The sequence below is a fragment of the Roseofilum acuticapitatum BLCC-M154 genome (assembly GCF_030068475.1).
GTDB classification, from domain to species: domain Bacteria; phylum Cyanobacteriota; class Cyanobacteriia; order Cyanobacteriales; family Desertifilaceae; genus Roseofilum; species Roseofilum acuticapitatum.
Genome location: NZ_JAQOSP010000101.1, coordinates 124,152 through 144,783 on the forward strand (window position 1 = coordinate 124,152; position 20,632 = coordinate 144,783).

Annotated in this window: 19 protein-coding genes, 1 tRNA gene and 1 pseudogene; 9 read left to right on the forward strand and 12 right to left on the reverse strand. The window is 45.6% G+C overall.

Features of this window, described 5'->3' with window-relative positions; translation table 11 throughout:
• Positions 1-9: 9 nt before the first annotated feature.
• The 3 genes from PMG71_RS15615 to PMG71_RS15625 all read right to left on the reverse strand — a co-directional run bounded on the left by PMG71_RS15615 (position 10) and on the right by PMG71_RS15625 (position 2,478).
• On the reverse strand, positions 10-294 hold the full coding sequence (locus PMG71_RS15615; RefSeq protein ID WP_283754635.1) for a hypothetical protein: 285 nt from the start codon (positions 292-294) through the stop codon (positions 10-12).
• A complete protein-coding gene (locus PMG71_RS15620; RefSeq protein WP_283754636.1) occupies positions 254-616 on the reverse strand; it encodes a DUF6972 family protein in 363 nt (120 codons plus the stop codon). Before PMG71_RS15620 ends, PMG71_RS15615 begins: the two co-directional genes overlap by 41 nt.
• Positions 617-1,170: 554 nt before the next feature.
• Entirely contained in the window at positions 1,171-2,478 is a 1,308-nt protein-coding gene (locus PMG71_RS15625; protein ID WP_283754637.1) for a serine/threonine-protein kinase, read from the reverse strand.
• A 339-nt stretch (positions 2,479-2,817) separates the two neighbouring features.
• Between PMG71_RS15625 and PMG71_RS15630 the strand changes: the two genes are divergently transcribed.
• Both PMG71_RS15630 and PMG71_RS15635 read left to right on the forward strand, forming a co-directional pair.
• The gene (locus PMG71_RS15630) at positions 2,818-3,231 is read left to right on the forward strand and encodes a XisH family protein (RefSeq protein WP_283754638.1); all 414 of its coding nucleotides are present in this window, start codon (positions 2,818-2,820) and stop codon (positions 3,229-3,231) included.
• The gene (locus PMG71_RS15635; RefSeq protein ID WP_283754639.1) at positions 3,219-3,554 is read left to right on the forward strand and encodes a XisI protein; all 336 of its coding nucleotides are present in this window, start codon (positions 3,219-3,221) and stop codon (positions 3,552-3,554) included. Before PMG71_RS15630 ends, PMG71_RS15635 begins: the two co-directional genes overlap by 13 nt.
• A 222-nt stretch (positions 3,555-3,776) precedes the next feature.
• On the opposite strand, the gene PMG71_RS15640 is transcribed toward PMG71_RS15635, so the two are convergent.
• A complete protein-coding gene (locus tag PMG71_RS15640) occupies positions 3,777-4,820 on the reverse strand; it encodes a serine/threonine protein kinase (RefSeq protein ID WP_283754640.1) in 1,044 nt (347 codons plus the stop codon).
• A 157-nt stretch (positions 4,821-4,977) separates the two neighbouring features.
• On the opposite strand from PMG71_RS15640, the gene PMG71_RS15645 reads away from it, so the two are divergent.
• The 3 genes from PMG71_RS15645 to PMG71_RS15655 are packed head-to-tail and all read left to right on the forward strand — an operon-like array spanning position 4,978 to position 8,002.
• Positions 4,978-7,092, forward strand: a complete 2,115-nt coding sequence (locus tag PMG71_RS15645; protein WP_283754641.1) for a hypothetical protein — start codon at positions 4,978-4,980, stop codon at positions 7,090-7,092.
• Positions 7,093-7,100: 8 nt separating this feature from the next.
• Positions 7,101-7,586 carry a hypothetical protein gene (locus tag PMG71_RS15650; protein WP_283754642.1) on the forward strand — a complete coding sequence of 162 codons (486 nt, stop codon included), beginning with the start codon at positions 7,101-7,103 and terminating at the stop codon, positions 7,584-7,586.
• 38 nt (positions 7,587-7,624) lie between these two features.
• On the forward strand, positions 7,625-8,002 hold the full coding sequence (locus PMG71_RS15655; RefSeq protein WP_283754643.1) for a hypothetical protein: 378 nt from the start codon (positions 7,625-7,627) through the stop codon (positions 8,000-8,002).
• Positions 8,003-8,029: 27 nt separating this feature from the next.
• Here the strand turns inward: PMG71_RS15655 and PMG71_RS15660 are convergent, their stop codons facing one another.
• From PMG71_RS15660 to PMG71_RS15690, 7 genes are all read right to left on the reverse strand, one after another.
• Positions 8,030-9,430, reverse strand: a complete 1,401-nt coding sequence (locus tag PMG71_RS15660; RefSeq protein ID WP_283754644.1) for an MlaD family protein — start codon at positions 9,428-9,430, stop codon at positions 8,030-8,032.
• A 39-nt stretch (positions 9,431-9,469) separates the two neighbouring features.
• Positions 9,470-10,252: an ABC transporter ATP-binding protein gene (locus PMG71_RS15665; RefSeq protein ID WP_283754645.1), complete on the reverse strand. Its 783-nt coding sequence runs from the start codon at positions 10,250-10,252 to the stop codon at positions 9,470-9,472.
• A gap of 307 nt (positions 10,253-10,559) precedes the next feature.
• A tRNA-Leu gene (locus PMG71_RS15670) sits at positions 10,560-10,643 on the reverse strand.
• 85 nt (positions 10,644-10,728) lie between these two features.
• Positions 10,729-11,883 (reverse strand): ABC transporter permease, encoded by a 1,155-nt coding sequence (locus tag PMG71_RS15675; protein WP_283754646.1) that lies wholly within the window; start codon positions 11,881-11,883, stop codon positions 10,729-10,731.
• 101 nt (positions 11,884-11,984) lie between these two features.
• Entirely contained in the window at positions 11,985-12,170 is a 186-nt protein-coding gene (locus PMG71_RS15680) for a hypothetical protein (RefSeq protein WP_283754647.1), read from the reverse strand.
• 83 nt (positions 12,171-12,253) lie between these two features.
• A complete protein-coding gene (locus tag PMG71_RS15685; RefSeq protein WP_283754648.1) occupies positions 12,254-12,436 on the reverse strand; it encodes a hypothetical protein in 183 nt (60 codons plus the stop codon).
• Positions 12,437-12,438: 2 nt separating this feature from the next.
• Positions 12,439-13,653: a hypothetical protein gene (locus PMG71_RS15690; RefSeq protein ID WP_283754649.1), complete on the reverse strand. Its 1,215-nt coding sequence runs from the start codon at positions 13,651-13,653 to the stop codon at positions 12,439-12,441.
• Positions 13,654-13,821: 168 nt separating this feature from the next.
• Here PMG71_RS15690 and crtR point away from each other — a divergent pair, with 168 nt between their 5' ends.
• From crtR to PMG71_RS15705, 3 genes and pseudogenes are all read left to right on the forward strand, one after another.
• Entirely contained in the window at positions 13,822-14,721 is a 900-nt protein-coding gene (gene crtR, locus PMG71_RS15695; RefSeq protein ID WP_347179302.1) for a beta-carotene hydroxylase, read from the forward strand.
• 59 nt (positions 14,722-14,780) lie between these two features.
• A pseudogene (locus PMG71_RS15700) lies at positions 14,781-14,948 on the forward strand (DUF433 domain-containing protein); the annotation flags it as partial.
• A 57-nt stretch (positions 14,949-15,005) separates the two neighbouring features.
• Positions 15,006-17,348, forward strand: coding sequence for a pentapeptide repeat-containing protein (locus PMG71_RS15705; protein ID WP_283754652.1), 2,343 nt, complete (start codon positions 15,006-15,008; stop codon positions 17,346-17,348).
• Positions 17,349-17,459: 111 nt separating this feature from the next.
• Here the strand turns inward: PMG71_RS15705 and PMG71_RS15710 are convergent, their stop codons facing one another.
• On the reverse strand, positions 17,460-19,811 hold the full coding sequence (locus PMG71_RS15710) for a S8 family serine peptidase (protein WP_283754653.1): 2,352 nt from the start codon (positions 19,809-19,811) through the stop codon (positions 17,460-17,462).
• A gap of 68 nt (positions 19,812-19,879) precedes the next feature.
• On the opposite strand from PMG71_RS15710, the gene PMG71_RS15715 reads away from it, so the two are divergent.
• Positions 19,880-20,629 carry a GUN4 domain-containing protein gene (locus PMG71_RS15715; protein WP_283754654.1) on the forward strand — a complete coding sequence of 250 codons (750 nt, stop codon included), beginning with the start codon at positions 19,880-19,882 and terminating at the stop codon, positions 20,627-20,629.
• The last annotated feature ends 3 nt before the right edge of the window (positions 20,630-20,632 follow it).

Sequence of the window (20,632 nt, forward strand, 5' to 3'; positions counted from 1 at the left end):
TTAATTGTTCTACGGTTGATAAAACCGACCGGTAACCCGCTCATATTCATCTTCTAATAACCACATTTGGCTTTCTTCGTAAGTATTGCTAGTGAAGATCGATTGATAGTTTTGGGCCGGATTTTTAATATGAAATTGACCCGATTCTTCCTTGACCAACATCAAAATATAAGGGGGTGACAGCCAAGGGTCAACCCATAGTTCTGCAAATTCCCATTTTAATTCGGGTATTGACTCCAGATTCCCTTCTGTATCAACAGTTGGTGGTGCGGGGTTTGGTGCGAGGGATGACATGATATTGACCTGTGGACTTTTTGATTTTGACTTCTCCATAGTAGAGCGGAATTCGGGTTCCATCTAATTTTAGAATATAACCAATGGGTTCGGCAAAAAAGAGTCCATAACGTTCATAGGGGTCATGTTCGTCATCGGCTCCTGTTTGTTCTCCATGATTGAGAATCTCAGACGCGACTCTTTCCAGAGTATCGCGGTCATTAAATAGATAAACAATGCCTTCTTTTTGTAGTTCCCTTTGTGATTTGTCTGTCCCCGGAAGATGTTTATCAATGAGACTGGTTCGACTTTCTAGCTTAATCTCTCGCTCAATACCACTCATGTCTTTTGTTTGAAAATACCGGGATTATTTTACCCCATCAGAAGAAACCCAGTTTTTGAGTTAAGTGGGATTACCGGTGGGTGGGGCGGGTTTCCGCTTCGCGGACATGAATAGAAAATTGATTGGTTTGTGTCCTAAATATTGGTTAAACCCGCCCCTACGAAATGGATGGATAATGATCAATCGTGGGGGCAAAAAAACCGGGTTTCTAGATTGAATTGAATTGTAGGGGCAGGTTTATCCATATCTCTCGCTTCCCACCGATAACCTTGGTGAACCTGCCCCCAACCCTTACCGGGAGTGGGGGCGGGTGGGATTACCGGTGGGTGGGGCGGGTTCAGTAAATTGATTGGTTTGTGTCCTAGATTTGGGTTAAACCCGCCCCTACGAAATGGATGGATAATGATCGATCTTGGGGGCAAAGAAACCAGGTTTCTGCCAAAGTTGAGGAGACGAATGAGAAGATAAGCAAGAAACCCGGTTTCTGGGTTGAGCATGGAGGGATAAATTGTTAATTGTTCATTGTTCATTGTTCATTGATTACAGGTTACAATCTACAAGTCTCGACGCGAGAGAAGAGACAACCGTGAACCCCACCCCATCCACCACCCCACAACACCGGGGAGGTGACCTTTTATACTCAAAGAAAAGGTGAGGTCATTGTAGTCCATCCATTCTCCTTTTTCGCGCCAGCCGACGCGATCGCCAAAATTACGCCAGATTTCTGCATTATACTCCCTTGTGCCCCCCAAACTCTGGTAAATTTTCTTCTGTACCGAAAACCCGAATTGACCCTTACTATATTTAACCCACAACCGGTCAATTGTTCGCAGGTCAGTACAGGGAAAATTATCAATATCTTCCACATCCAGCCAACCCTGTTCTTCCCGTCCCGCGACTTCCAGCATTCTCCTGGCTGTTTCCATATCTGCTTCTTTCCACTGCTGCTGCTGCAACAATTGCTGCAAGTAGCGATAATCAACCTCTTTATCCGACCTTAAATCATCCTCCTCTTCCCCAGAAAACGGGTCAGAAAAAGACTTTAACCACTCCTCCATCGACTGCGGCCGGTCTCCCGGCTCTAGCGCCATCGCCCAGATAATCGCATCATTCACCTGAGAACTTATCGACTTCTCAAGTCGAATCGGCTCAATTAACGGCTCATTATCCAATTTTCGCGCATTAGAAAGGGTTGGCACTTGTTGCGTCACCGCATAATATAACGATGCGCCCAACGTATAGATATCGCACTGTTTTTCCCGTTCTCCTAACATCAACTGTTCATAGGGCGCAAACGCTTCATTCCCAAACTTCCGAGAAAACGAACTGGGGGGACAATCTCCAGCAATACCAAAATCAATTAACACCGCCTCCTTTTGCGGGCGAATCATAATATTCATCGGTGTAACATCCCAATGCACCAACCCCCGCTTGTGAACCTCAATCAAAGCATCTCCAATCTGCCGCACATAGCGCACTGCCTCCGTTTCCGGCAGTTTCCCGCTCTGATACACCGCCATCTCCAGGGTATCCCCAGCAATAAAATCCATCACCAAGCAATCAATCTCAAACCCCGGATAATTCTGATGGGGTTCCCGAAACAAGTCAAACACGCGCACGATATGGGGATGGGGCTTTTGTTGTGCCAACTCCGCCAACCGCCTGCCCTCATCCCGAAACCGCTCCACAAACCGGTCATAGTTCCGCTGTTTCCGCAACCACGCGCCAATCGCCTTAATCACGCAAAAGGAACCCAACTGACAATGTTTAGCCTGATACGTGAGTCCAAACCCGCCTTGTCCCAACTCATCGACAATCTCGTATCGACCCCCACCAATGCGTTCTCCCCTTGTCCAATACATGATATTCGTCTCGGTTAAACAGTAATCACGCCATGTTACCTATTATTCCACAAGATTTTGCCCTCTCCCTATATCCCTCTCCCACGGGAGAGGGACTTTTCCCCCTTCTCCCTTCGGCTTCGCTCCCTTCGGCTACGCTCAGGGCAAGCAGGACAGCGCCTGCGGGAGAAGGGGCAGGGGGATGAGGGCTTTTCTATGGGTTTATGCCCTCTCCCTATATCCCTCTCCCACGGGAGAGGGACTTGTTCTCCCCTTCTCCCGTGGGAGAAGGGGCTGGGGGATGAGGGCTTTTCTGTAGGAAAGTTATAATCAAGCTAACCCTACCTCACTCAATCCACTATGGCCAAAGACCTATTTCATGATGTGGTGAAACGTGCCTTAGAAAAAGAAGGTTGGCTGATTACCGACGACCCTCTAGAAATCAAGACGGGTGGCGCGACTGTAAAAATTGACCTAGGAGCTGAACAAATCCTAGCCGCAGAACGAGATAACCAAAAAATTGCTGTTGAAATTAAAAGCTTTCTTGGCTCCTCTAACCTTTATGACTTTCACGGAGCCGTAGGGCAATTTATGACCTATCGACTTGCCCTCAAAGTAGAACAACCAGAGCGCACACTTTATCTCGCCGTCCCCCTAGATGTCTACCAACAATTCTTTTCTCTTCCCTTTGTGCAAATGGTTATTAATCAGTATGAAATTGCGTTAATTATTTATGATTCTGTTGAAGAGGTAATTGCAGAATGGAAAAAATAGAGCGATATCGTTCCTACATCCAAGAACTGTTAACCGAACACGCTAAACCGTTTAAATCTGAGGGTGAAGCGCAAACCGAACTGGTTTTTGATCTCCAACGAGACCATTATCAAGTCGTCAATACTGGTTGGGAAAACCGCCGACCTCAGTATGGATGTCTCTTACACTTATCGATTAGACAGGATAAAATTTGGATACACCATGACGGGACAGAAATTGGTATTGCCAATGAACTGGTGGAAAAAGGTGTGCCTAAATCCGATATTGTTTTAGCCTTTCGCGAACCTTTGATGCGTCCTTACACAGGATTTGCTGTTAATTAATCGGTAGATTTTGCCCTCTCCCTATATCCCTCTCCCACGGGAGAGGGACTTTTCCCCCTTCTCCCTTCGGCTTCGCTCCCTTCGGCTACGCTCAGGGCAAGCAGGACAGCGCCTGCGGGAGAAGGGGGCAGGGGGATGAGGGGCAGTTATCCCTCTCCCACGGGAGAGGGACTTATTTCTCCCCTTCTCCCGTGGGAGAAGGGACTGGGGGATGAGGGCAACTTAACCCTGATTCTCAACTGTTTCCTCCTCTGAAGGAGTGGGGTCTACTTCAGGGGATGGAGTCGAGTTTTTCAAGCTCATAAACCCAAAATAGATAGCGACAAAAACTCCAGCAACCGCAGCTAATGCCCCCAGTGCTGTCCACTTGGGAACATGACGCTCTTCAAAACAATCTAAATTGAGTCGATATCCCCCTAATAGATTCAACCAAGCTTTCACGGTTTGCGGTCGATTTTCTCGCTTAATTGCCATGCCTTTTTCAATGGCATTTTTAACCCGGTTGGAAATCTCTTGATCAAAGTCTGCCAGAGATTTTAATGGTTTTGTCCCTTCATGTCGGTCTTTTGCGCTAGGGGGAACTACACCCGTTAATAACCAATATAAGAGGGCTGCTAAACTATAAACATCGCTCCAGGGCCCCAATTTTCCTAACTCTTTATCTTCTGTTAGATACCACTCCAGTGCCGCAAATCCATCAGAGGCAAATTTTTGAGTTTCTTCACTTAACCCATGGGACGGCGCTCTAGAAAAATCAAAGCCAATTAACACGGCTTCATCTGTTTTTTGCCGGACTAAAATGTTATCGGGTTTAACATCCAAATGCACTAACCCTTTTTTATGGACAGCGATTAAGGCTTCTCCAATTTGGCGAATATAGCGCAGGGCTTCTTTTTCGGGTAAAACTCGCTGGTTTAACTTTTCTAAACTCACGCCGCAAATATATTCCAGAGGCAGACAAACCCATTCATTCCTAAAACTATCGGTTTCTGTAAATTCTTCATCAATCAATTGAACCACATGGGGATGGTCGCATTTGCTTAACTTGGTCGCTTCTCGATGTAATTTATCATTTAGTTTTTTAATTTCCTCTGACGATTTTGGCGTTCGATTTTCGTCAAACATCCGCAAGGTTTTAATCACCAAACGTTCATCTTTACGATCGCCTGCCGTATGATAGGCTAACAGGGTTTGGGAAAAACGCCCCGATCCTAATACTCTCTCAACCGTATATTTACTGTTATTGAGCTTACGTTTCTCACCCATAACCCAAACCTCCCCAGCGCCTCCAGACAACCCGTAATTATACCCCCTCTGTGTTTCTCCGTGCCTCTGTGGTTCAATAGAATGGCGATCGCCCACTAACCCAGATTCAGATCGGTCTATAATAGGGAACACGGCTCGACCTTGGCCCTCCCCAATCATGAAAATTCGACGCAAACGAACCCTTCAAGAACCCGTGCAACCCAAAACTCAGTTGCCGAAATCTCGTCCTTGGGTCAACCGCAGCCCTCAAGCGATCGCACAGAGCGAACCCTCAGTCACCCCTACGGTGCAATCTCTACCCGTGAACACTGGGGAACTGTTGGGCGGAGTCTCCACTTTAGCGCCGCAAAAGAATTTATACCGATCGCCAGCTCCCCCCGAAAAACCCGGCGCAAGCCTCTATCCCAAGCATCTCCCTAGGCGCGATCGCACCATTTCCCCACCCCACAACTCGCCCCTTTTGTCAAGGAGTCGGCGATCGCCACAACCCCAATCTTCAACTCCCCCAAAACACCACCTCAACTGGGGACACCTCTCCTCACCCCTCCAACGCCAACCCGACAACTCCCCCTTACCCACACCCTGGAAACCCACCCACCTCTTGCAGCGCCAAAGCCTTATCCAGCGCAAAGACGATCCTCCAGGAGGAACAACCCCACCAACTCCCGCACCTCCAACCCACCCCGCTCCCCTACCCCCCAATCAACAAGACTCTGAGCAACAAAACCGCCCCCAACCCCCCAGCCACAAAGCTCCCGACACCCCCGATAAAATTCAGCTCCAACAACTCATTGCAGAATTAAACCAAGCCCAAAGTCAATTTCTAGCAGAAAAAACTCAGAAAGAAAAAACCTTATCATCCCTATTAACCCCCATTGATAATTGGATTGAACGCAAAGCCGGTCAATCCGGTTATTCCGATATTTTCTATATCTATAAAAATCAAGGGCCCCTACAAAGGGCCATGATTTTATCCCAGCTAGGAGTCAGTAACTTTTCCCTAGACGAAGCCAAATCTAATCTCAAATCCAGACAACTCAGTAAACTCGGTCGTAAAGGCTTTAATTGGGCCAAATTTTCTGACGCACTGCAAACCGTCAGAGCCGTAAATCCTTGGGATGATACCTTTATCCAAGATATGTCCGAACTCGGTGGTGCAGTTGCTGCCGTTGGTTCTGCCTCCGTATCTCAGATGGCTAATCTGGTTGGAGGTCAAGCCGTCGCCGATTGGAGTAGTGAAGTTGCCTCCCTTTTGGGCGTTGTGGGCCTACTGATTACAGCCTATCGAGAATATACAGAACTTTTAGCCGATAACGATCTGGCTCTCTATAAAACTCGCGTCGGTAAGCTCGGTTCTACCCTAGCCGACATCGGCCGCTATACCAGTACCGGACTGGTCACCCTATCCAACGCAGTCGAAAAGACAGGAATACTCAACACCCTGGGAAGTGGACTCTCCACCGCAGCCGCCACATCCGCAGCCGGAGCGTTTGCCATTGTTGGCGGGGCCATTAATATCGGAGTAGGAGTTGGCCAATATCGTCAAGCCGCAAAAAATAAGCAAGAGTTAGAAGCAATTGGTAGCCGTGATGATCTCCATAGCGACCTGACCAAAGGAGCAAAATTAGGCGCAGAAAACCAAGGTTGGGATAAAAAAGCAGGTGCAGCCAAAGTTCTGAAAGGAACCGCCATGATCCTCGGTGGCGCTCTGCTATTAGCGGGATTAGGGCCGGCTGGATGGATTGCTCTGGCTGTGGCTGGAGTCATTGGTGGTACGATCGCTTTAGCCAAGTATTTTGCTTGGCTAAAGCGCAAAACCGATTTTGTCGATGAAGAATTAGGCGTGAATGAACGATATCATCGGCAGACCGGTCGAAGTGTGAAAACCGGATTTATGGCCACAAAATTGGGTTTATCTAAACAAGAGAAAGGACGGGATCAAATTAGGAATGATACTTTGAAACAGCAAGGATTTGTCAGTGCCGATCAATATTATTTCTATCGCCTCAATCAAATGGCTGGAACCATCTTAGAGAAGGCCCAAGCAGAAATGCAAGTCTTGCAGCAACGGGACGATCTGCAAGCAGATACCGCTAAAAAGGATAAGACTAAACTGCGGGATTATCTGCAAGCCAACGATCTCGATCCGAAGCAATATCCAGGATTATGTATTTTGATTGGTTTGGGTCTCAAACTTACAGTTAAGCGCATTGTCAATAACCGATTACCGAAGCCCAGTAATGTTGTTACGCAACTCGATTATAGTAAGTAGAGGGAATCATGGAGCCTTTAGAACCTCCCGATGAGTTATTGGTGGCAATTCAAGAGAGCTTAAACACTTGGGAAATCGAAAATCAATGGATTGAGCCTACTGAAGAAGTTCCCTATTATGGTTTGATTGCTCGGTTTTATCTGTTAGAAGGTATCCCGATAGATTGGCAGTTTTGTATCTTGCCAAAAATGCATGAAAGTGAAGCATTTGCCACCCAAGAATTCTTACAATTGTTTATTGAGTTAAGCAAAAATGTAACTCCCGAAAAGCTCGATAAAACCCTCAGAAATCTGGCCCAAATCAATTTAAACTTACCCTTTGGCGCGTTTGGAGTTGCGGAAGAGTTGCAGATTCTCTATTTTAAGCACAATACCTTAATTGATAGGAGAGGCGATCCGATTATCACCCTAGACCTACTCCAAAATCAATGGAGTATTATCCTATACAGTCTGAATTGTTTTTTTGAATCCTTAATGCAAACCCTGGAGAATTGATTACACTAGGTAGAATTGCACTCAAAACGCCTGTTCTCATGTTCACCGACATTTTCCCGTTCTCCTTTTCCCTCGATACAACGGCGATCGCCGGAACCACCCTTTGGTCTCTCGGTCTTTACTTAGGTTTTTCTCCCCTTGGGGATTGGATTATGGTGCAACTGACTCGGTGGTTTAACTTTGCCGAACGCAGTCTCTATACCTCCGTCGAAGAGTTCGAGCGCACTCGCGAAAGCCGGGAAGCGCAAAACTCCTTTTATGCCTCCCTCTTTAGTATCATCCCCTTCCTAATTGTCGGTGCTTTATTTAACTGGGCCGTAGAAGCAACATTAGGCAATAGTTGGGCCATTAGCATGGGATTATTAGCCTGTGTCGCTTGTGGAGTTTATGAATTAGGACGCAGAGATGGTCAGTAATTTACCGCGAATAATCCCCCCCATCTCCTACGGATCAAAATCAATCGGTGGTGTTGAGGACGAAACATTAGGGGAGGAAAATTCTGGATTAACTTCAAAGAGCATTTTGGGTTCAATCTTAAAATCAGTTTTGAGATTAGAGTCGGTATCCTGGGCTAGATTCCAGTCCGTTAACTCAGGAAGATTGGAGGATTCCCATTGCCCAAACTCTGGTGATTCAATTTGGGTTTTGATTGGCTCTAAAACCTGAGCAATTTGGGCTTGTTCTTCTAGCCGTTCTGTCGAAGAGACTAATTGACCAAGACCATTAACCAAATTACGAATATTTTCCCGAAATTGGGGATCGCCGATCAGATCGTCCATATCTGAGGTGATTTTCTGGGCATTTTGAAATGTCGATCGAGCAGAATCTAAAGTTTGCTGAAGCATGAATAATGTAGTCGGATTATTGATTTGATCCGATAAATCCTTGAGATTTGCAGAAGCTTCGGCCGCATTAGCAGAAAGGGTTTCTAGATTATTAATTAACTCTCCTTGTTGCACTTGACTGAGAATAGGAGTCAACGTCGATACAGCCGTTTTCATTTCCTCTGAAGTGCGCTCTAAATTAGTCAGAGTATTGGTAATATTCGTGCGGTTTTGGGCAATCAAACCATTCATATTTTGTAGTGCCGTTCTCAGTTCGGCGCTTGTACTTTCTACTTGGCTGGTGAGTTTGGCGCTACTTTCTGTAAATTGGGTCGTGGCTTGCAGAGTAGATTGACGAATTTGATCGGCTGCTGCACCTACAGATTGGGTAGTTTCAGAAATATTACTAATTTCCCCCTTAGCTAGGGTCGTGAGTTCTGCGAGTTCTGCGCTCAGAACGGTGAATTGTTCAGCGGCCGTGGTGGCTTCTTCTAAAGTAGAGATTAGACGAGTATAAAATTCTTCTGAACTAAAGAGTTCTGCCATTTCTATTCCTCTGCGTAGGAGTTCAATATAGCTGACTCCCACTTGCCCAGGAAGTATAGTCCCATCACAGATAGCCACTTGGCGATCGCATGAACTCCCTACAGCCGAAGTCACATTCGCAGGCACAGATGATAAAGGAATAATATCAATCGAAGTAGAACCCACTAAACCCGCTTGATTCGCTTCGATGACCACATTTTTGGGCATCACCAAATTCGCTTGATGAATATTAAGGGTGACTTCAACCCCATTTGATCCCGGATTAATAGCAGCCACAGAACCGATTTCGACCCCACGATATCGAACATCGGCCCCAATTTGCATTCCTTCAATATTTGGAAATTCCACAATCATGGAGTAAGTGGGTTTACCAAAGGTCGCCCCACGCAACCAAAGGATTAGACCCCCAAAAAGTCCCACCCCTGCTATGATAAGTAACCCGACTGAACCTTCTCGAATTGTCCGTTGACGCATGATGGTTTTTACTGACTCCAGCACCGTATCAGCTTTATCTTAACTGATGACGGGAATCGGGCCATCTAAGCTCCCTGCCGCAAATTGGCGAATATAGGGATTATCCGTGTGGTCAATTTCTTCGATTTTGCCATCCCATTGGACTTTACCCTGGTGCATAAACACAATACGGTCAGTTGTACGGCGAATGGTACTTTCCTGGTGAGTGACCATCACATAGGTGCTACAGCCCCCTTGTTTCTCTTTCAGGGAGCGAATCAGGTCTTCAACGACGGTGGAGGCGATGGGATCGAGTCCTGCGGTTGGTTCATCATAGAGGAGGACTTCTGGATGATCTTGGGGATCTTGGGGATTTTCCATAATGGCTCGAGCAAAGCTGACTCGTTTACGCATTCCTCCGGAAAGTTGGGCTGGGAAGCGATCGCTAATTCCTGATAATCCCACCAATTCCAGTTTTTTTTCGACCATTTCCCGGATGTGCTTCTGAGGGATTTTTCCCTCTTGATAGAGTCGAAAGCCCACATTTTCCCCTACTGTTAACGAGTCAAATAAAGCCGCTTGCTGAAATACCATACCAATCGTAATGGGATCTTGGACATCTCCCACTAAGCCTTCCCGCTTTTGTCCAGCCACATAAATTTCCCCCGCATCGGGCTGATGCAGACCGGCGATAATTCTTAAGATGGTTGATTTTCCTGTGCCAGAGGGCCCAATAATCCCTAATGCTTCTCCTTTATAAATGGTCAGATCCAGATGATCTAATATCTTGCTCTGACCAAAGGTTTGACAAATACCGTGCAGTTCAATTAAGGGTTCGCCCATGGGATATACTGAAATTTAACGCAAGAGAGTGTCGATTAATATTCTAAAGGGCAAAAACCTCTGAACGGTTTTCAATTCAGACATAAAGTATATGTTCTGGGTGTCTAGGAAAATAGCCACAACACCCATAGTATATGCCCTTGTATATGTTTATGGTAACCATTGGGTACTTCCATGGTTTGACCTATTACTTTACTTCCCAAAAAAGGGAATGTTATGGTGAGTTTGTGTGAAATATGTGTGAGCGGGTTCTAGTGTCCGCAATGACTTCGTGATGAAAGTCTTACGGGATAACGTTTTTTGATGATGCGGAACCGGGGACTTGAACCCCGAAGTCCTTGCGGACACTAGAACCTGAATCTAGCGCGTCTACCAATTCCGCCAGTTCCGCTTCTGGGAGCGTTTCAGTAACCTGATTAAGCACTCCGATCTTCTACTATTATCTATTTTGAGTTTAAAGTCAAGCTATTTTTCAATTAAGACCGTAAAGCTCTGACCGGATCGAGTTGACTGGCTTGCCACGCGGGGAAAAAACCGGCTCCCATACCCACGACTAGGGCTGCTCCGAGGGAAAATCCAGCGACTTGGGGATCGAAACGGTAGGGTAAGTCAAATTGATCGACGACAATGAGGGTTAAACCGTGAACGGTGGCGATCGCCATTACCCCACCCACTAAACTGAGTAAGGTAGCTTCTAGGATGAATTGAAATAAAATATCGCGCTCTGTTGCACCAATAGCTAAACGCAGGCCAATCTCTGCTCTTCTTTCCATCACGGAGGCAATGCTAATATTGGCAATACCAACACCACCGACGAACAGAGCAATTAATCCCACTAATGCTAGTCCTTGGGATGCTAAGTTTAGGGTTGCTCGCTGTTGTAGGATATCGTCTATATTCGTTCCTGCCCAAAAGTGTTGCTGAGGGAATCTTTGTTGGACTAAACTTTTAACCTGTTTTTCTAGAGGATCGAGCTGCTCTAAGCTTTGGGGACGAATCAACAGTTGACGGAAGTTCGGAGAGCCGCTCAAGGCATAATGAATACTTGAAGGAATCAATACCAGTCCCCGTTGCTCCCCCTCGGCTGGAAGGCTTGCTACTACACCGATAATGGTATACGGTCTGCCCTCAGCATATATACGTTGATTAATGGGATCGCGGTCTTCAAAGAGTTGATCGACTAAGTATTGATCGATAATTGTCACTGCACGAAACGCTCTAAAATCTTTAGGTGTAAAGGATCTGCCCTTGATGAGTTGGCGGCCCGCAGTTGAAATAAAGGCTTCAGATACAGCACTGGTAGTCGCTTGGGCTTCTTGGTCTTCAAAAAAGACTGAACCATTCCAACTAATAAATTCACTTGTAGCGATCGCCTCAATTTCTGTCAAGCGTTGCTCGAAAAAAGTCCTATCTTCTGGAGTCATTCCCCATTTCCAGACCTGTACCCGTGGAGCTTCCCGTTTCGCTAACTCCATCTCCATGACGGCTGTAGAAATGGTACGAACTTTGAGAGTTGCATCAACGGCAAACACTCCCATAAATATTCCAACCAAGGTCAAACCCGATCGCAAGGGGTTTCGCCATAGGGAAGTCCAAGTCAGGAGTATGAGATGAGGTAAAGATAAACTCATAGCTCTTCTTAGGTAAAGGATTACCTAATTATGGCTGATTAACCCTAACTTTGTGCCTCTTCAGGAGGAGAAACCGGGGTGAGACCGTTTGATGCCAGGCGCTATTTTCGAGCCATTAATTGAATCTGCTGCAACAAACACTCTACTTCAGCTTCTAAGTGCAAATATTTGACTTGTTGATCTGCTTGATACAAGTTCTGCATCTTTTTCCAGGATTCCTTGGCTTGAATGGAGGTTGATACAGATTTATTTTGGGTAGCTAAGGCAACAGTAGAAGAAGTTGTCATATTTTTTAGGAGTATATGCTTATTTAAACCACGGGAGAATTATAGCCTAACTCTCGCGAATCATCAAGTTTTGTAACGAGCAACTAGAAACGGGTGATGCTCAATTGAAGGATACCAGCAGCGATCGCCGTCCAGAGCAGCAAAATGATGATTCCTCCAGGAATAAAGGTCAATAGCCCAATTCCTCGGAGTACCCAGAGAAGAACAGCTCCTAGAAGGCTAAATACAAACAACCAGTAGACTGGACTACTCGATCTCATATTCATCGTTATTTGGCAAACTCCATCCTAGATTGAGGTTTTGGCCAAGGAATGTTAGCATGTTTGGCCAAGTAGTGAGCAACGGCGATCGCCCCTCGTTGATTAATATGGCTGGGATCGGCGAAATAGCCCGGATTTTTGAGGTTATCTAATTCCCGACTAACCAGATTGACCACCTGTAAGCCCTGATGATCCGACCATTGGTTAAGTTCCTGGTGAAAAGCTTGTTCATACCCTAAACGAACTGGATCGAGATAATCAGCAGTCAGGGGAAGATTAACAAAGACGAGGGGAACTCGTTGTCTTTGAGTATAGCTGAGGAGATTAGAGAGGGCGATCGCCTGTTCTCCCTGAAGATAGAATTGACTATAATCCCCATCAAACTGTCCAGCGATGCGAGGATATTGGCTATAGTAAGTTTGAGGATTAAACACCTGCTGAACCGGTAAAAAGCCCAAAGGAGTTAAATCACTCAAGGTGCGGTTAGCCTGGATAGTCGCTAAAGCCTTATCCCAGATTGAAGCTTGATGGCGTTCCGAAACGGGAGGCAAGAGACAAGGGGAACTGAGGGCACTAGAAATTAAAGAAACCGATGGTTCTGAACTCGCAAAGGGTACAGGAAAGTCATAACACTGCTCAGAATTCGCTAAAGGTAGGGGAACCATCGGACGCACTCCGGCTAAAAGCAATTGATAGCCTTCAGATGCAAGAATCGATTCATAAGTGCGATCTGGGCGACCACTATTAAATGCTCGTACCCCATCAGCCCACAGAAGGAGACGGGGAAGTTGATCGGGGGTGAGAATTTCTCGAATCAACAGATCTACCACTTGGGCGGTTGCACCGTTGATGCCAAAATTATAAATGCTCAATTCTTGCCCCTGTTCCTCTCCTAGGGCTTTTCTCAAGGCAAAGGGATCGACCCCTTGCAGGGCGCGGGAACTGCCCACAATCAGAATATCCGGGGGGCCATAGAGGGCCACCTGATGCAAATACCAGCCCAAATGCTCATTGAGGCGTTGAGAGCCAAAATTAGCGGCAGTAAAGCGGGTTAAACCCGGTTGGGGAAAGCCTCCTTCCATGGCTAACCAACCAGAAAACCTGGGTTCTGGAGTTTCTAGGCTAGAAACCTCAGTGGGAGGCAGGGCATAGCCTTGCCAGGGGCGATCGCTACTTCCCGAAGTTAGAAGTACACTGGGCAATAGGAATAACAGGAGCTTCATCACTATAGATCCATTTTGATGCTCTGTTCCTAAGATAAAGGCGATCGAGGGATAACAGTATAGATTTATTAAATGAGTTGATGTTACAAAACTTTATTATTTACCCCTCATCCTCTATACTACCCAAAGGCTTATTTGTACGAGTTACATGAAGGAGTACAGAATCGCATGATGGTGTCGGAGGCACAAAGACCCCTGACCGTTCCCAAAGAGTTGCTTCATCCACCTGAGACCTTTTTGAATCTCAATGTGATCATGTTTATGGCAGCTCTGATCTTAATTGGGCTGTCAGTCTGGGGATATTGGTGGGGGGGGTTACCCCATTGGCTCTCATTTGTCGAGAGTATTTTGGCATTGCATTTAGCAGGAACGATCATTCATGATGCCTCCCATAATGCTGCCCATCGCGATCGCCTACTCAATGCCATTCTCGGCCATGGTAGCGCCCTCATGCTCGGTTTTGCCTTCCCCGTCTTCACCCGCGTCCATATTGAGCATCACCTCAACGTCAACGATCCTGAAAACGACCCCGATCATTTTGTCTCCACAGGGGGCCCCCTCTGGCTGATTAACGCCCGCTTCTTCTACCACGAGATCTACTTTTTCAGGCGCAAGCTCTGGAAAAACAATGAACTGCTCGAATGGTTTCTCAGTCGGTTGTTTTTAGTGGCGATCGTTACCGCAGCTTATCATTGGGGTTTCTTGAGCTATATCCTTAACTTCTGGTTCGTTCCCAGTGGCATTGTTGGTTTAGCCCTCGGCCTATTCTTCGACTATCTTCCCCATCGTCCCTTCCATGAAACCGCCCGATGGAAAAATGCCAGAGTTTATCCAAGTCCAATTCTCAATCTATTAATTTTTGGGCAAAACTATCATCTTGTTCATCATCTTTGGCCCTCCATTCCCTGGTACTACTACCAAAAAACCTATGGAGTAATGAAACCTTTATTAGACCGCAAAGGCTGCACCCAAACCCTAGGACTTCTAGAAAAACAGAGTTTCTGGAGTTTCCTTTACGATGTCTTCATCGGCATTCGTTTCGGGGGTCATGGGAAATCTAAGGATTAGTCAAGATACGCAGTGAGTTGGTCTAAAATCCAATTATCCTCTGATTATTCCTATCGTCCATGACTAGCCAAGAACTAGAAGAGCAACTGCTGACTCTATCGCTTGCTGAAAAAGCTGCGATCGTTCAGCATTTGACCCAAAGCATGAGTCTCAGGGGCAAAGGGATCACAAAAAAAACAGGTGTTTGTGGTGGAGAAGCTTGTATCGCTGGCACTCGAATCGCAGTCATTTCCGATTAAGAGTCATCAGTTATAATTGCTCCAGTGACAGGGAGAAGCAGTGATATGGCTGATGAAATGGCTCAATATCATTCCCAGGTAGATGGGGAAATTAAGGGGTTGTCTATTGGTACGGGCAACGTTATCTACAATTATTTCTACAGCCATCCCAAAGCAAGCACAAATGAGGACGTTACCGAAACCGATAGCCTTCGTTGTCCCTATCGAGGATTATTTCACTTTAGCCCCAAGGATGCTGAATACTTTTTTGGTCGGGATGACTTTATTAAGGAACTCTATCAAGCCACTCAAACTCGCAATTTTATTCCCGTTTTGGGTGCGTCAGGGAGCGGCAAATCTTCCGTGGTGTTTGCGGGGTTAGTGCCGAAACTACAGGCGGAAGGCTCTTGGCAGTTTACTTATTTTCGCCCTGGTGTGATTCGCAAACAAGATAAACAGGAGATTGCCGACCCCTTTTATGCTCTGGCTACAGCCCTGGTTCCTCTGTATACGCCTGATTTGAATAAAACAGAACAACTGGCTCAGGGCAATACTTTGGCGGATCTCCTCCGCCGTGGGGAGGTGTTGCTCTCGGATGTTATTGCGACGATTCAAGACAATTATCCTGGCGATCGCCTCCTCTTAATTGCCGACCAATTTGAAGAACTGTATACCGTCTGTACCGACAGAAAAATTCGCGATCGATTTCTCGATATTTTAATTGACAATATCTATACTCCCAGTTCCGATTCTCCCTTGGTGTTGGTACTCACCATGCGGGCGGATTTCTTGGGTAATGCCTTGTCCTATGCCTCCTTTGCTCAAGTGCTGGATGACGATCTGAAATTGGGAGCAATGAATGATACTCAACTGCGCGAGGTCATTGAAAATCCGGCGCAAAAGCTAGGGATAACTTTTGAACCGGGTTTGGTAAAAACTATTCTTGAGGATCTAGAAAATGAACCGGGAAATTTGCCCTTGCTGGAGTTTACCCTTACTGAACTTTGGAAGCAACGTACAGGCAAGCAAATTACTCTTAACGATTATCGTGCCATTGGTACAGTTAAGGGCGCACTAGCTCGTTATGCGGATGGTATTTTGGATGACCCGAATTGGAATCCGGAACAAATAAAAACAGCTCAACGGATTTTTCTGAAGTTAGTCAATCCTGGAGAAGACGAGCGAGATACTCGCAAACCGGTAATGAAAGCGGATCTCAACCCATCTGAGTGGAATTTTGTCAATAGATTAGCTGATAAGCGCTTAGTAGTTACCGGACAAAATAGTAACCAGGAATACATTGTGGAAATTGTCCATGAAGTTCTGATTGATCGATGGCCTAGACTGCGAAACTGGGTTGACGAAAATAGAGAAATTATGCTTAGAGGCAAAACACTTGAAATGCAGGCAAAAGAGTGGGAAAAAGCAGCAAAAAACAAAGATTATCTATTACAGGGAGAACAATTAAAAAATGCTCAATATTTTCAGGATAAATATAATGATATTTTTGTGTTTTCAAAGTTGGCAGAAGATTTTTTAAACGAAAGTCGAGAAGAAATAAAAATCGCCCGTGAAATAGAATCGTATGCTAATGAATGGGATCGCAATGGCAGAACAAAAGACTGGCTATTGTCATCTAATGAACTAGCATATTTAAAATCAAAATTGTCACAATTTCAACTGGCCAATCGGGAGGTAGAGGTATCTAATTTAGCAAAAAACTTTATCAAAAAAAGTGAAAAATACGATATTTCTTTTCAGAAAAAAAATACAATAATTCTTAGACTCTTCACATTCTTCACATTGATGATCGCTACTCATACTTTTATCATTGAGAGTGCTAATTCAAAAATTTCCGAAGTTAACTGTAAGCGAGATTTGACTCACCTTTCTATAAGATATTTATTATGGTTTAGTCGCTTTGGAAATCAACGGGATTGGGCAAACAAAAATTTTTGTAAAGAAGACTTTTCAGGAATTGATTTTTCTAATCATAGACTCAAATTAGATTCTGCTGATTTTTCAGATGCAATTCTTCACAATGTAAGATTCAGACAAGGCAGTCTTTTTAAAGAAGTTGACTTTGAAAATACCGATTTTAATCTTGCCATTCTTGAAGATGCTGTCTTTATAGATTCAAATCTTAATGGAGCAAACATGACCAATGCAATTTTAGCAAATGCAAAATTTATTGATACTACACTTCAAGCAACTTCTTTTTCTGGTACTACTTTAGACCGTGCTATTTTCATTAGATCTGACTTGTTAAATTCAACCAATTTAACAGAAGATATAGTTGATAAAATTATCTCAGGTAATATTAAAATTTGTCACTCTGAATTGCCTTCAAATATTAACGTTCCTCCTAACCGAGATTGCGAAGATGAAACCGTTAATAGGTGGAGGTAATCCCAAATCCGACTACTACAGGGTGTATACGCCAAATGCTACTGCTTGCGACGCAAGCAGTAGCCAATTCGGTTTATATCCTACATAGGGCTTGCTGTACAAGTCTGAAACTTAGACTGGATGGCAGTCACAGTAAAATTGACCTTTGCGATCCTGACATTCGTCCTTACACTCATAATAACTGGTATCGTCTTGTACGATATGGTATCCGTCGTTATTCTCCTTTACATACCTACACTTTTTAATACGATCTTGAAGTTTAGCCCGCACATCAAAAACTGAGTTTAGATTGCGGCCATGACTAGTCGGCAAAGCAAAGCGACTATTTTCTTCACTAAATTCGCCGAGCGCCTTAGCAGCTTCTTCGGAGATATCCGACTTTGGTGAATTCATACCAGCAATGAGAACGCGGGTGGCGAGTTTTTGATATTCTCGAACTTTCAGCAAGCTTTTGGCTGCATAAATATGTTTTTTGCCAATTTCAGGTTTAGCCTTGCGTGCTTCTAGGATATTTTCTAATCCGTTTTTAAAATCTGCATTATCGCTTAATCGCTTTTCTAAGTCTTCAGTCATCAAACCTTTAGCCTTAAGGGTTTGAGTAATCACTTGATGGATGTCGTCTACAACCGTTTTACTTTCTTCATCTGGATCGACTTCTTTTACACAAGCAACTAAGGCTAGAAGACCATCGGTTCGGGGCGATCGCGAACTAAAATGATGCTCTGATAGCGAAAGCTGGACTTCTTCAATTTCTCCAGCGTCAATCTTGCGCTTGATGATCGCATCAAACTCATTGCGAATTTCGTCTAATTTTTCTCTGAGCTTGGGATAATCAGCAGACATTTTCAGTTTCCTCTTAGATAAAACAGTGGGCGATACAGTGGGTTCAGATGGGGATGAAAATAAGGTGACGCTTGAGGGTTGAAGTCCAACTTCCTGAGTTATGACGGGTGGGGTAGATGCAGGGGTAGAAATGGGCGGAGGGTTTTCTGTTACGTTGGGTTGAATGGCTTGAATGGCTTCCCAGGCGTTGGCTAAACCATGTCCGGTGTGAATGTCATGACCGATCGCCACCTGATGTCTTGGATAAGCCTTGGATTCCAATGTAACATCAGTGGCTGTATCCTCCAGAATGTTGGCAATTCTTTCTGGAGATAAACTGGGGTCAATTTGTTTCATTAAAGCACAGATGCCCGCCAGTTGGGGAGCGGCTGCGGATGTGCCGCTAAAAGCTGCCCAGCCATCGTTAGCAGTTGTGCCATCTCCCCGTTGGGCATATTGATCGTCCGTTTGACATCCCGGTGGAATGGGCAACATCAGATACTGACCGTGGGGAAGATGTCCCACCAAACCACAAACATCGGGAACCGTGCGATCGCGATATACGGGACTAATAAACCCACTGCTATAACTACTCGCTTCGAGTTCGTGCCGATGAGACTCATCCAAAGGCATGTAAACACCTCCAGCAGCAATGACTTCTGGATGTTGGGCCGGAAATCCCCAATGACCGTTACCCGCAGCAAAAATGACAATAATGCCTTGATTGATCGCTTCAGCCACCAAGCTGGCTAGGACTTTATTGTAAGGAGAGAGGATGGAGCGTCTCTGGTCACTGCCCCAACTACAGGAAATGATATCCGGTTTTAGGGCGATCGCCTCCCGCAACGCGGCGATCGAATTCAGATTCCGCGACGGCCGCTTATACAGGGCCACATCTGCCTTAACCATGGTAAAGTCTACCTCTGGCGCGATGGCAAACAAGTTCGCCGACTCTCCCGTTCCATGGCCATGATCGTCTTTTTTGGGTTCCGATGAACCGGGAGCTAACACCACCTTTCCTCGGTATCCATTTCTTCGGAAAAAGGGATGCTCGTACCAACCGGAGTCCACCATCACCACTTTCACCCCTCGACCCGTAATTCCGAGTTGATGCAGGCGATCGCCGTTCAACCCCTTGGCAATATCCTTGGGTGCATAAAGATGGCGCGATCGGTCAATAAAAGGAGGAAACGCTGCCGGAATATTGGGTCGAATGGCATAATAAATCGGCTCATTAATGGCAATACCTGCCACTTCATTTGCCCAAGTCGTTTTAGAGGTATCAATTTCGCCTTTGGGTTTATTATCCAAAGAGTCCAGATAAGTCCCCATAGCGCAATCTGAAAACCCTTTGTTGACCAGGCGCTCCCGTGCGATCAGACGGGTATTAAATTCTCGCTCATATAATTCTGGCGGCCCAGCAATACTAATCGAGGAGCGACCCACGGATAAGACTTCAAATTTTGCTTTTCGCAGACGATTTTCAGTTTCTTCAAGTAAACGAGGGTCAGCATCAAACTGAGCCACATTTTTACTGGTGACTAGGGTGGGAGAGGAAAGCAGAGATTCTCCCGTTGCTGCCACCACAACAGCTTCTGCATAAACTTTGGGTGGTAACTCTGTGGAACTTTGCCGATACATTGAGTTTTGTTCCTTATTCTTAGATCATTTTAATATCAATTCTGGATCAATGGGGAAGGCGATCGCTTGTGACACAACAACGGCGAATAACATTATCGAATTATGCCCAACAGATGGGGGTTTCCTATAAAACAGCTTGGCGCTGGTGGAAGCAGGGACGGTTGATGGGGGAGCAGTTGGAGAATGGTGCGATTTGGATTGAGGAGTCGATGTTATGGACAGAGGAGGAACGGGAACAGGATTGGTTAAAGAAACAGCTCAAAATTGCGGCTCAGGAGCGGGAAGAGTTGAGAAACCTTTTGTATGAGGTTTTAGCGCAATTACAACAGTTACAGGGCACTCCGGAGCCTAATCCTTGGCCGTCTGAGGTGGGGATGGACTATAGTCATCTGGTAGATTTGTTGGCGGCGGGGAGTTGGCAAGAGGCAAATGAGTATACCTGGTTGTTAATGTTGGCGCTTGCCGGATGTGAGGAGGGGAATGAGCTGGGGTTGGAGGAGATGGAAGGGCTGCCGAGGACGGATATGGAGACGTTGGATCGGCTGTGGTATGAGTATAGTGAGGGTCGGTTTGGGTTTGGGGTGCAGGAATGGATTTGGGAGGAGTGCGATCGCCATTATGAGGTATTCTGCGATCGCATTGGTTGGCGCTCTCAGTCCAAATGGTTAAGCACCGATCAACTCATCTTTTCTTTGTCTGCACCTGTGGGACATCTTCCGGCGATTATCTGGCGTAACCGGGCGTGTTATGGTTTAGGCTATCATTCTCCAGAAGAAGTGTTAGAAGCCTTGTTTTCAATTGTACCCAAAGCAATATAGTTT